The organism is Pseudomonas sp. TUM25319 (genome assembly GCF_056388475.1).
Map to the genome: position 1 here is coordinate 986,388 of NZ_CM150751.1, position 11,113 is coordinate 997,500.

Genomic DNA, 11,113 nt, shown 5'->3' on the forward strand with positions numbered 1-11,113 from the left:
CTGCATTGTAGGCCCGGCTTTCCGGCGCGCGGCATGACCTGGAGCAAAGGACGGACTGGCGGTCATGCCGTGCGTCGGAACGGATCAGAAACCTTCCAGGACGATCTTGCCCTTGGCTGCGCCGCTTTCCAGCAGCGCATGGGCGCGGCGCAGGTTGGCGGCGTTGATCTGGCCGAAATGCTCGCCGACGGTGGTTTTCAGCGTCCCGGCGTCGATCAGCTCGGCGACCCGGTTGAGCAACTTGTGCTGCTCCAGCATGTCCGGGGTCTCGAACAGCGAGCGGGTGTACATGAACTCCCAGTGCAGCGACAGGCTCTTGCGCTTGAGCTTGACCACATCGAGCTGTTTCGGATCGTCGATCAGCGCCAGCTTGCCCTGCGGCGCCAGGGCTTCGACCAACTGGTCCAGGTGCTCGTCGGTCTGGGTCAGGCTGGCGACATGGGTGACCTGCTCGATGCCTTGGGCGCGCAGCGCTTCAGCCAGTGGCTGGCGATGGTCGACGATGTCGTCGGCACCCAGTTCGCGGACCCACTGCTGCGTTTCAGGCCGCGACGCGCTGCCGATAACCCGCAAACCGGTCAGTTGTTTCGCCAACTGAGTGAGGATCGATCCCACGCCCCCGGCGGCACCGACGATCAACAGGCTCTGCCCCTGGTCTTCCTTGCCCTCGGCAATCTGCAGGCGCTCGAACAGCAGCTCCCAGGCGGTGATGGCGGTGAGCGGCAGGGCGGCGGCTTCGGCAAAGCCCAGGCTCTCTGGCATGTGCCCGACGATGCGTTCATCGACGGCATGCAGTTCGCTGTTGGCGCCGGCGCGGGCAATGGAGCCGGCGTACCAGACCTTGTCGCCGGGCTGGAACAGCGTGACGTCGCGGCCAACAGCCTTGACCACACCGGCCACGTCCCAGCCGAGCACCTTGGCCTCGCCTGCTTCGGGCTGGACATTGCGGCGGACCTTGGTGTCCACCGGGTTCACCGAAATCGCCCGGACCTCCACCAGCAGGTCGCGCGGACCAGGCTCTGGAGCAGGCAGTTCGATGTCCTGAAGGGCGGCGGCGTCTTCGATCGGCAACGACTGGTAATAGGCAATGGCTTTCATCAGGAAATTCCTCGGTAGGGGATGGCGGCCATGATTGGCGCTTTCGTTTCCGTTTAAAAGCCGCTAAAACCGCAGAAACCTTCAAAATAATTTTGAAAATGGAGGCGGCCTTTGCTGCGCTTCGACGATCTGCAACTCTTTGTACGTGCCGCCGAGCAGGGCAGTCTTTCGGCTGCGGCGCGCCTGCTCGATCTGTCTCCGGCGGTGGCCAGTGCGGCGCTCAAGCGTCTTGAACAGCAACTCGGCGTGCGTCTGCTGGCCCGCTCGACCCGCAGCTTGCGCCTGACCGCCGAGGGCGAAGGCTTTCTCGCCCACGCCAGGGCCGCGCTCGCCAGCCTGGATGAGGGGCGGCGCTTGCTGCTTCGTGACCGTGACGAAATCAGCGGGGTGCTGCAGTTGTCCGCACCCTCGGATTTTGGTCGCAATGTGCTGCTGCCCTGGCTCGACGAGTTGCAGCAAACGCACCCGCAGCTCAACGTCCGCCTGCTTCTGGGCGATCGCAACGCCGATTTGTTCCGCCAGCCTGTGGATATCGCCCTGCGCTATGGCGCTCCTGATGATTCGAGCCTTGTCGCGGTGCCGCTGTGCCTGGAAAACCGTCGTGTGCTGTGTGCCGCACCGGACTATCTGGCGCGGTGCGGCGAACCGCGCAGCGTCGGGGAACTGAGCAGGCACAACTGCCTGCTCTACCAGTTGGGCAGCGGCGTGCACGACCATTGGCGTTTTCAGTTGCAGGGGCAGGAGGAACGGGTGCTGGTGGGCGGCGACCGCTTCTGCGACGACGCTGACGTGGTCCGTCGCTGGGCACTGGCCGGGGCCGGGATTGCCTACAAGTCCTGGCTGGACGTGGCCGCCGACGTCAGTGCCGGGCGCCTTCGCGTACTGCTGGGGCAGTACCGCGGGGAGCCGGCGCCGTTGAACCTCCTGTGTACCCATCGCGCCCAATTGGGAAAACCGGTGCAAGTGTTGAGCGCACTGCTCAAGGAGCGTTGTCAGTTATTGCTTGATCAATTGAATGTTCAATCAAAGACGGGCCCGGATTAACTGAACAACAGTGAGGTCTGAAATACACAGCGTATTTGCTTGAAGGACTTCATTACTTCAGTTGTAGGCTTATATCGACTGAGTTTTGCAAACATATCGTTTCGGCCATGTGCAATGCATTGGTAAACAGGCACTTTGGCCCCTCGCAGAACTTTATCCCTTGAGATCGGTATTGCCTACTTTTCGCCGAGGGTTGCGAAATCATCGGGTATGCGTCGCAAAAGCCAGAGTTTTCGCGGCAATAAGCAGGCTTATACTGGTCCGGGCAATTGCCACCATCGGGATAATGTTTCCGGGTCGAAATGGGGCGGGAAGCCTTGTTTCAAAGAACGTTTTCCAGGTAACCGGGCCGGTTTCCCATGATCGGTCGCCGGGCCTTTCCGGTCCGCGTGAAGATGGGAAACTCGCGTGCGCCAATAACAACTACGCAGGGAGTGGACGGATGCAACCGATAGCCAGTATCAGCCAGATAGCCAGTTTGATGGCCGACCCCAAACGCAGTGCGATGCTGTGGGCATTGATTGACGGAACCGCGCGGCCTTCGGAGGAACTGGCCCTCATGACCGGGCTCACCCCTTCGTCGGCCTGCGCGCATCTGGCCCGGTTGTCGGCTGGGGGCCTGCTCAAGCGCGAGGCCCGGGGGCGCAAGCGCTACTTTCGTCTCGCCGCGCCGGAGATCGGCACTGCGGTAGAGGCGCTTGCCAGCGTCACCATTGCCGAAAACCGTCGGCCACAGAACCGTAAGGAGGATGTCCCTGTCTCGGTGCCGCTGGCCATGCGCCGTGCCCGGCTGTGCTGGGACCACCTGGGGGGGAGGTCGCGGCGGAATTGCTCCAGCGACTACTGGATGCGCAATGGTTGCAGCAGCATGAGCAGCAACTGGAAATCACTCCGCACGGGCGTAACCAGTTCGCCCATCACGGCATCTTCATCGACGCGCTGGCCCTGCGCGATGGTCGCCTGTGCAGCACCTGCAACTGTTGCAGTGAAGTCCATGACCGCCGGCCGCATCTGGGAGGGGCCCTGGGCGGCAGTCTGCTGAAGCTGTTCGTTCAGTTGGGCTGGGTGCGCCTGAGCGATGGCTCCCGGGCGGTTCATCTCTCACCGAGTGGTGTGCGAGGTATCGAGCAGATCGCCCGTCCTCCTGAGTCCGTTGTGTCGCAGGCATGAGGGCGCGGGCCAGGGCAGCATGAAAAACGCCCGGCGAGCCGGGCGTTCAGCGGAAGGCGTCAGGGCCTGACCAGGCGGGCATCCAGACTGTTTTGCGCCAGGCGACGCGCCTGGTCCTCGGTCATGCCGAGATGGGTGTGCAAGGCGTGGAAGTTTTCGGTGACGTAGCCGCCGAAGTAGGCCGGGTCATCCGAGTTCACGGTGACTTTCACACCCCGTTCGAGCATGTCGAGGATGTTGTGCTGGCTCATGTGATCGAACACGCAGAGCTTGGTATTGGACAGCGGGCAGACCGTCAGCGGGATCTGCTCGTCGATGATGCGCTGCATCAGACGCTCATCCTCGATGGCGCGAACGCCGTGGTCGATACGCTGGATCTTGAGCAGATCGAGGGCTTCCCAGATGTACTCGGGCGGGCCTTCTTCGCCAGCGTGGGCGACGGTCAGGAAACCTTCGCTGCGGGCGCGGTCGAACACGCGCTGGAACTTGCTCGGCGGATGGCCCATCTCCGAGCTATCCAGGCCGACCGCAACGAAGGCATCGCGGAATGGCAGCGCCTGATCGAGCGTCTTGTGGGCTTCTTCTTCGCTCAAGTGGCGCAGGAAGCTGAGAATCAGGCCGCTGCCGATACCCAGTTGTTCACGACCATCCTTGAGGGCGCGGGTAATGCCGTCGAGCACCACTTCGAAGGGAATGCCGCGATCAGTGTGGGTCTGCGGGTCGAAGAAGGGCTCGGTATGAATGACGTTCTGGGCCTTGCAGCGTTGCAGATAGGCCCAGGTGAGGTCGTAGAAATCCTGTTCGGTACGCAGGACATCGGCGCCCTGATAATACAGGTCGAGAAATTCTTGCAGGTTGTTGAAGGCATAAGCCGCGCGCAGGGTTTCGACATCATTCCAGGGCAGGGCGATCTTGTTGCGTTCGGCAAGGGCGAACAGCAATTCGGGCTCCAGCGACCCTTCCAGATGAAGGTGCAGTTCCGCCTTGGGCAGCGCGTTAAGCCAGTCGTACATGGTCAGTTCTCATCAGGTGCAATCGGCGTATTCTACAGAGGTTGTCGGACGGGTGCGGTGAAACCTGACCGACAGGTTGAACTATAGCTGCGCCCAGGCGGACAACCCTGCCGCAACAGGGTTGCCTGCCTGGTCAAATCACCCTGCGATCAGTTCCGCCGCCGCCTGGCGGTGGTTGGCGATCAGGCGTCGCACGTCCAGGCCCTCGACCTGGCCGTCGATGACCCGCCACTGGCCGCCGACCATGACCCGGTCTGCGCGGTCGGCACCGCAGAGCAGCAGGGCGGAAAGGGGGTCATGGCTGCCAGAGAAGCGCAGTTCGTCGAGCTTGAAGAGCGCCAGGTCCGCCTGCTTGCCGATAGCCAGTTCGCCGATGTCGTGGCGGCCAAGCAGTTTTGCCGAGCCGCGGGTAGCCCAACCCAGGGCGCGCTCCGGAGTGATCAGTTCGGCGCCATAGCGCAAACGCTGCAGGTACAGTGCCTGACGGGCTTCGAGAATCATGTTGGAGGCATCGTTGGACGCCGAGCCATCCACGCCCAGGCCTACCGGAGCACCGGCGTTGGTCAGGTCGATGGTCGGGCAGATGCCGGAGGCGAGACGCATGTTCGAGCTGGGGCAATGGCAGATCCCGGTGCCGGCGGCGCCCAGACGGGCGATCTCGTCGGCATTGAAGTGGATGCCGTGAGCCAGCCAGGTGCGCGGGCCGAGCCAGCCGACGCTGTCGAGGTAGTCGACGGTACGCAGGCCGAAGCGTTGCAGGCAGAAGTCCTCTTCATCCAGGGTTTCTGCCAGGTGGGTGTGCAGGCGCACGTCCAGTTCCTCGGCCAGCTCGGCGCTGGCCCGCATGATCTCCGGGGTGACCGAGAATGGCGAGCAGGGCGCCAGGGCAATCTGGATCTGCGCGCCTTCGCCGCGTTCGTGGTAGCTGTGGATAAGTCGCTGACTGTCAGCGAGGATCACTTCCCCCTGTTGTACCGTCTGTTGCGGTGGCAGGCCGCCATCGGCCTCGCCGAGGCTCATCGAGCCGCGGGTCAGCATGGCGCGCATGCCCAGTTTGCGCACGCCCTCCACTTGTACGTCGATCGCATTCTCCAGGCCGTCCGGGAACAGGTAGTGGTGGTCGGCGGCAGTGGTGCAGCCCGACAGCAACAGCTCGGCCAGCGCCACCTGGGTGGCCAGCTCCAGTTTGGCCGGCGTCAGGCGTGCCCAGACCGGGTACAGGGTTTTCAGCCAGGGGAACAGCGGCTGGTTGACCACCGGCGCCCAGGCGCGGGTAAGGGTCTGGTAGAAGTGGTGGTGGGTGTTGATCAGGCCCGGCAGAACCACGTGTTCGCGGGCATCGAAGGTCTGGTCGCAGGGATGGAATGGATGCTGGCCGAGGCCGAGGACTTCGCGAATGACGCCGTCTTCGATGACCAGGCCGCCACGGGCGTCGAGCTCGTTGGCAGTGAAGATGGCGAGAGGGTTTTTCAACCAGATACGGGTCGCAGGCATGGTGCCGGCTCCTCTGAAAGTGGGTTCAGGTTAGCCAGCTCAGTTTTGCCCTGTCTGCTGATCCAGGTTCGCCGCGGTGGGCGAGGCGTCGAGTCTACACCCACCGCGCGGAAAATCACCAGACCAGCGTTTCGCCCTTGTAGTTGATGTAGTGCACGCCACCTTTGCCCGCATGGGCCTTGACCTGCTCGACCATGCCGCGAGTGCTGGTGAGCACATCGATGTCGGCACCTTCGCCGCCCATGTCGGTCTTGACCCAGCCCGGGTGCATCGCCAGCACGCTCAGGCGGGTGTCGCCCAGACGCACCACGAAGCTGTTGATCATCGAGTTCAGTGCTGCCTTGCTGGCCTTGTACAGCGCCAGCTCCGGGGCGTCCGGAATGCTGATGCTGCCGAGGATGGAACTCATGAACGCGATCACGCCGCCGTCCGGACGCAACTGCCCGGCAAAGCGCTGGGCAACACGGATCGGTGCCACGCTGTTGGTCATGAACAGGTCGCCGACCTGCGCCAATTGCGCGGCTTCGGCATCCTGGTTGTCCGGACCTTTGACCCCGGCATTGACGAACAACAGGTCGAACACCTGGCCGTCGAGGCGCCGTTGCAGGGCGTCCAGTTGCGTGCTGCTGTTCATTTCCAGGGTTTCCACCTGCACGCCGGGCAGCGCGGACAAGGCATTGGCCTTGGCCGGATCGCGCACGGTGGCGACAACGTTCCAGCCTTGCTCGGTCAGACGTTCCACCAGGCCGAGGCCCAGGCCGCGGGAGGCGCCGATGATGAGGGCGGTTTTGCTGGTCATGCGGGAACTCCTTTCAATGTGGGGGGCGCCGGGAGGCGCAGTGGGCAGCGTTGTTCCAGTTGCTGGCGCAAGGCCGCACGCAGTTCGCCGAGGGCGTCGATGCGCGCCTCGACCAGCACCAGCTTGTCTTCGATGAAGCGGGTGACCAGGGCTTCCGGGTCAGCCGCCTGCCACAACTCGGCAACGTTCTCGCTGATCTCGCCAAGGCTGAAACCGAGTTTCTGCGCGGTCTTGATCAACAGCACCAGTTGCACAGTCTCTGCCGGGTAATCGCGGTAGCCGTTGGCGCTGCGACGGGCACGGATCAGCCCGCGCTCTTCATAGAAACGCAGGGTGTCGCGGCTGACGGAACAGGTTTGGGCCAGTTCTCCGATACGCACGGGCAATTCCTGGGGAAGGGGTTGACCCTGGAGCATACTCCAGGCTTTAGCCTGCCGCCTTCACTTTCCTGAAAGGAGCGGCATATGTGGAGTAGAGCGGGTTATCGTGGAGTGGTCAGAGCCAGTGGCTGGTACGACCTGTTGGTGACGGCAGCGTTTGTCACCCCTTGGAGCCTGATGCTGTTGCACCAGTTGCTCGGGCAACTGAGCAGGCAATGGGGGCTGGGCGGCGAGTTGCCGGACTTCGCGCCGCTGCATGTCCTGATGGCCAACCTGATGGGGTCGATTGTCTGTGTCTGGTCGGTGCTGCGCATTCGCGATCCGCAGTTGCAGTTCGGCCGCTACGACGCGGCGGGCCGCTTGCTGTTCGCCACTTGGCAAGCCTATGCGCTGAACCAGGGAGCGACCCAGTTGCTGTGGGGCTTTCTGGTAGTGGAGCTGGCCTGGGCGGTGCTGCAGTTGTGGCCGGTTCGCGGTGGGGAAAAGCTGACTGATTAAAAAACGACCAATTGGGAGCGGCAGCGACCAGTCAAGCGGTTGGCGCAGGCGTGCACGGTTTATCCACAGCTTGCTCCACAGTATCTGTGTGCAACGCGCCGCTGTGGATGTAAGCCCGTATCGGCTGCCTTCCAATGGTGATAACCGGGGGTAAGCGGCTGATTTTTCGACGAATGAAAGGCTGTCATCATAATTTGATCAAAATATGATCGTTTCCCTGGAGGCCTTGATAGGCAAGGCCTGCAAGGGGGTACTCAGAGGTTATCCACAACCAGGCCCACAGTGGATGTGGGCAATTGCTCAGCAGGTTTCGAGCAGGATGCGCCCACGACTGAGATCTGCCAGCTGGCGCTGGACGCTGTCGATCTGCGCGGCGCCGAGGGCGAGGCGAATATCAACGCCATTGGCGGTGAATTCCTCGGCCAGGATCAATCCGTCTGCCTCGCTGATCCGCAGCTTGAGCAAGGCCAGTTCACTGAATGAGCAACTGCATTTCAACTCGGTGCGGCTGACCAGCAAACGCTTCGGCGCCTGTTGCAGGCATTTGTTGGCGCCGCCGCCATAAGCCCGGGCCAGCCCGCCCGTGCCCAACTGGATACCGCCGTACCAGCGGATGACCAACACTGCCACCTGATCGCAGTCCTGGGCCTCGATGGCTGCGAGGATCGGCCGCCCGGCGGTACCGCCAGGCTCACCGTCGTCACTGCTGCGGTACTGCTCGCCGATTTTCCAGGCCCAGCAGTTGTGGGTGGCGGCCAGGTCGCTGTGCTGCTCGATGAACGCCTGGGCATCGGCCGGTGTGCTGATGGGCGCGGCCAGGGTGATGAAGCGGCTCTTGCGAATCTCTTCGCGGTATTCGCAGGTGTCCAGCAGGGTAGAAGGCATAAGCGGGTGTTCAGTTCGGCGGCGTCAGGCCACAGCCTTTGAGGATGATGTGGATGAGATTGTCGCCGGCTTCTTCCATGTCCTGTTTGGTCAGGCGGCTGCGACCGGTGACCTGGCAGATCTGCGTGGCGAAGTCGGCATAGTGCTGAGTGCTGCTCCACAGCAGGAAAATCAGGTGCACGGGGTCGACGGGGTCCATCTTGCCGGCGTCGATCCAGCCCTGGAAGACCGCGGCGCGGCCCTTGAACCACTCCCGGTAGTCCTGGCTGAAATATTCGGTCAGACACTGGCCGCCACTGATCACTTCCATGGCGAAGATGCGCGAGGCTTGCGGGTTGCGCCGGGAAAACTCCATTTTCGCGCGGATATAGCGGGCCAGGGTCTCGGCCGGGTCGTCCTCGACGCTCAAGGCGTTGAAGGTGCTGTCCCACAACTCGATGATGTTACTCAGGACAGCGATGTACAGCCCCAGCTTGTTGGTGAAGTAGTAGTGCAGGTTGGCCTTGGGCAGTCCGGCATTGAGGGCGATGGTGTTCATGCTGGTGCCCTTGAAACCGTGGCGAGCGAACTCGTCTTCCGCAGCCTGGATGATGGCTTGCTCGTTCTTCTGGCGAATGCGACCGGCGGGCTTGGCGGCCAAGGGGCGATGGGCGGGCACTTCAAAGGTCATGGGCGATTCCGGCAAGAGCTGGGGAAAGTGAGGCACCTGCACTGATACCCCAGGCATGGCGGACGGGCAAGCGCGAAGCGGCAGAATATCGTAAATGCGTCTCAGCGTGTCGCAGCCAGACTCTCCAGGAAGCTCTCCAGCACCAGGTGTGGGCGCCGCCCCTTGCGTGTTACCCACGCCAGGCTGAGATCGTAGAAGCGTTCGGTGGGCTTCAATGCTCGCAGGCGTCCTTGCTGCACCCAGAAAGTGGCGTAGTGATCTGGCAGATAACCGATGTAGCGGCCAGTGAGAATGAGGAATGCCATTCCCTCGCGATCCGAGGCGCTCGCGGTGCAGTTCAGGGCCTGGTAGAGGGCCTGGATTTCAGCCGGTAGCCGAAACGTCGGTGCGATGGCGTCCTGGCTGTTGAGGCGCTGGTCGTCCAGTTGCCGGTCATCGACATAAAACAGCGGGTGGCCCACGGCGCAGTAAAGCAGCGAACGCTCTTCATAAAGCGGCTGGTATTCCAGGCCCGACAGGGGACTGGCCTGCGGTACCACACCCACATGCAGGCTGCCGTCGAGCACGCCTTGCTCCACCTGGCTTGGCGGAATCATGCGGATTCGAATACGCACATCCGGCCCGCGATCCTTGAGCTGGGCCAGGGCATGGGTGATGCGCATGTGCGGCAAGGTCACCAGGTTGTCGGTAAGACCGATGTTCAGCTCGCCGCGCAGGTGCTGGTGCAGCCCGTTGACTTCGGTGCGGAAGCTCTCGAGCGCGCTGAGCAGTTGCAAGGCGGATTGATACACCTCGCGACCCTCTTCGGTCAGGGAGAACCCGGCACGCCCGCGCTGACACAGGCGCAACCCGAGGCGTTGTTCGAGATCGCCCATTTGCTGGCTGATGGCTGATCGGCCAATGCCGAGTACGTTCTCGGCCGCCGAGAAACCGCCGCACTCGACCACGCTACGGAAGATTTTCAACAGGCGGATGTCGAAATCGCTGACCTGGGAAAGCGGTTCAGGGCGTCGACTCATAGTTTAGCGTCCGGTGAACTGAGGATTAGAAAAGTAGAGTTTTCCAGACTTTATAGGCGTGACAACTTATCGGCAACACACCGCTTTCTTCCGAATGCTGTTCAATCTGCCTTGCGAGGTCTCGACGATGAACCTGCCTGAAAACGCTCCTGCCGGTCTGGCCAGCCAGCTGAAGCTGGATGCGCACTGGATGCCCTACACCGCGAACCGTAACTTCCAGCGCGACCCACGCCTGATCGTCGCTGCCGAAGGCAACTACCTGGTCGATGACAAAGGCCGCAAGATTTTCGATGCCCTGTCGGGCCTTTGGACGTGCGGTGCCGGCCACACCCGCAAGGAAATCCAGGAAGCGGTCGCCCGCCAGTTGGGCGTGCTGGATTACTCGCCGGCGTTCCAGTTCGGTCACCCGCTGTCGTTCCAGTTGGCCGAGAAAATCACCGAGCTGACCCCGGGCAATCTGAACCACGTCTTCTATACCAACTCCGGTTCCGAGTGCTGCGACACCGCGCTGAAAATGGTCCGTGCCTACTGGCGCCTGAAAGGCCAGGCCACCAAGACCAAGCTGATCGGCCGTGCCCGTGGCTATCACGGTGTCAACATTGCCGGTACCAGCCTGGGCGGCGTCAACGGCAACCGTAAACTGTTCGGCCAGTTGCTGGATGTCGACCACATCCCGCACACCGTCCTGCCGGGCAATGCGTTCACCAAGGGCATGCCGGAAGAAGGCGGCATTGCCCTGGCCGACGAAATGCTCAAGCTGATCGAGTTGCACGATGCCTCCAACATCGCTGCGTTGATCGTCGAGCCGTTGGCCGGCTCCGCAGGCGTACTGCCGCCGCCGAAGGGTTATTTGAAACGCCTTCGCGAAATCTGCGACCAGCACAACATCCTGCTGATCTTCGACGAAGTCATCACCGGCTTCGGCCGCATGGGTGCGATGACCGGTGCCGAGGCTTTCGGCGTGACCCCGGACCTGATGTGCATTGCCAAGCAGGTCACCAACGGTGCCATCCCGATGGGCGCAGTGATCGCCAGCAGCGAGA

The 11,113-nt window shown here is 62.4% G+C and carries 11 protein-coding genes and 1 pseudogene (1 of these 12 running past the window's edge); 4 read left to right on the forward strand and 8 right to left on the reverse strand.

Features of this window, described 5'->3' with window-relative positions; translation table 11 throughout:
• Positions 1 to 84: 84 nt before the first annotated feature.
• Entirely contained in the window at positions 85 to 1,098 is a 1,014-nt protein-coding gene (locus AC05QJ_RS04645; protein ID WP_476745813.1) for a zinc-binding alcohol dehydrogenase family protein, read from the reverse strand.
• A 111-nt stretch (positions 1,099 to 1,209) separates the two neighbouring features.
• Here AC05QJ_RS04645 and AC05QJ_RS04650 point away from each other — a divergent pair, with 111 nt between their 5' ends.
• Positions 1,210 to 2,142 (forward strand): LysR family transcriptional regulator, encoded by a 933-nt coding sequence (locus tag AC05QJ_RS04650; protein ID WP_476745814.1) that lies wholly within the window; start codon positions 1,210 to 1,212, stop codon positions 2,140 to 2,142.
• A gap of 442 nt (positions 2,143 to 2,584) precedes the next feature.
• Positions 2,585 to 3,312: pseudogene (locus AC05QJ_RS04655) on the forward strand (ArsR/SmtB family transcription factor).
• 59 nt (positions 3,313 to 3,371) lie between these two features.
• On the opposite strand, the gene AC05QJ_RS04660 reads toward AC05QJ_RS04655, so the two are convergent.
• The 4 genes from AC05QJ_RS04660 to AC05QJ_RS04675 form a co-directional block, all read right to left on the reverse strand.
• Complete coding sequence (locus tag AC05QJ_RS04660) at positions 3,372 to 4,325, reverse strand: adenosine deaminase (protein ID WP_476745815.1); 954 nt, start codon at positions 4,323 to 4,325, stop codon at positions 3,372 to 3,374.
• Positions 4,326 to 4,463: 138 nt separating this feature from the next.
• Positions 4,464 to 5,819, reverse strand: a complete 1,356-nt coding sequence (locus AC05QJ_RS04665; RefSeq protein WP_476745816.1) for an 8-oxoguanine deaminase — start codon at positions 5,817 to 5,819, stop codon at positions 4,464 to 4,466.
• A gap of 115 nt (positions 5,820 to 5,934) precedes the next feature.
• Positions 5,935 to 6,618 (reverse strand): SDR family oxidoreductase, encoded by a 684-nt coding sequence (locus tag AC05QJ_RS04670; RefSeq protein WP_476745817.1) that lies wholly within the window; start codon positions 6,616 to 6,618, stop codon positions 5,935 to 5,937.
• Positions 6,615 to 6,998: a MerR family transcriptional regulator gene (locus AC05QJ_RS04675; RefSeq protein ID WP_476745818.1), complete on the reverse strand. Its 384-nt coding sequence runs from the start codon at positions 6,996 to 6,998 to the stop codon at positions 6,615 to 6,617. The genes AC05QJ_RS04670 and AC05QJ_RS04675 overlap by 4 nt, the downstream gene beginning before the upstream one ends.
• Before the next feature lie 84 nt (positions 6,999 to 7,082).
• Here AC05QJ_RS04675 and AC05QJ_RS04680 point away from each other — a divergent pair, with 84 nt between their 5' ends.
• Entirely contained in the window at positions 7,083 to 7,496 is a 414-nt protein-coding gene (locus tag AC05QJ_RS04680; RefSeq protein ID WP_476745819.1) for a hypothetical protein, read from the forward strand.
• A gap of 300 nt (positions 7,497 to 7,796) precedes the next feature.
• Here AC05QJ_RS04680 and AC05QJ_RS04685 read toward each other — a convergent pair whose 3' ends face one another.
• The 3 genes from AC05QJ_RS04685 to AC05QJ_RS04695 all read right to left on the reverse strand — a co-directional run bounded on the left by AC05QJ_RS04685 (position 7,797) and on the right by AC05QJ_RS04695 (position 10,070).
• Complete coding sequence (locus tag AC05QJ_RS04685; protein WP_476745820.1) at positions 7,797 to 8,381, reverse strand: IMPACT family protein; 585 nt, start codon at positions 8,379 to 8,381, stop codon at positions 7,797 to 7,799.
• 10 nt (positions 8,382 to 8,391) lie between these two features.
• Positions 8,392 to 9,051, reverse strand: a complete 660-nt coding sequence (locus AC05QJ_RS04690) for a TetR/AcrR family transcriptional regulator (protein ID WP_476745821.1) — start codon at positions 9,049 to 9,051, stop codon at positions 8,392 to 8,394.
• A gap of 101 nt (positions 9,052 to 9,152) precedes the next feature.
• Positions 9,153 to 10,070: a LysR family transcriptional regulator gene (locus tag AC05QJ_RS04695; RefSeq protein ID WP_476745822.1), complete on the reverse strand. Its 918-nt coding sequence runs from the start codon at positions 10,068 to 10,070 to the stop codon at positions 9,153 to 9,155.
• A 127-nt stretch (positions 10,071 to 10,197) separates the two neighbouring features.
• On the opposite strand from AC05QJ_RS04695, the gene aptA reads away from it, so the two are divergent.
• On the forward strand, positions 10,198 to 11,113 hold the 5' portion of the coding sequence (gene aptA / locus AC05QJ_RS04700; protein WP_476745823.1) for an omega-aminotransferase AptA. It continues 431 nt past the right edge of the window; 916 of the gene's 1,347 nt are visible here — the first part of the coding sequence; the start codon lies at positions 10,198 to 10,200; its stop codon lies beyond the right edge, outside the window.

What these genes read in the sequence shown, in the direction of transcription:
- AC05QJ_RS04645 (WP_476745813.1), bottom strand. Translation starts at nt 1,098, where the DNA reads ATGAAAGCCATTGCCTATTACCAGTCGTTGCCGATCGAAGACGCCGCC.
- AC05QJ_RS04660 (WP_476745815.1), bottom strand. Translation starts at nt 4,325, where the DNA reads ATGTACGACTGGCTTAACGCGCTGCCCAAGGCGGAACTGCACCTTCAT.
- AC05QJ_RS04680 (WP_476745819.1), top strand. Translation starts at nt 7,083, where the DNA reads ATGTGGAGTAGAGCGGGTTATCGTGGAGTGGTCAGAGCCAGTGGCTGG.
- AC05QJ_RS04685 (WP_476745820.1), bottom strand. Translation starts at nt 8,381, where the DNA reads ATGCCTTCTACCCTGCTGGACACCTGCGAATACCGCGAAGAGATTCGC.
- AC05QJ_RS04695 (WP_476745822.1), bottom strand. Translation starts at nt 10,070, where the DNA reads ATGAGTCGACGCCCTGAACCGCTTTCCCAGGTCAGCGATTTCGACATC.
- AC05QJ_RS04670 (WP_476745817.1), bottom strand. Translation starts at nt 6,618, where the DNA reads ATGACCAGCAAAACCGCCCTCATCATCGGCGCCTCCCGCGGCCTGGGC.
- AC05QJ_RS04665 (WP_476745816.1), bottom strand. Translation starts at nt 5,819, where the DNA reads ATGCCTGCGACCCGTATCTGGTTGAAAAACCCTCTCGCCATCTTCACT.
- AC05QJ_RS04690 (WP_476745821.1), bottom strand. Translation starts at nt 9,051, where the DNA reads ATGACCTTTGAAGTGCCCGCCCATCGCCCCTTGGCCGCCAAGCCCGCC.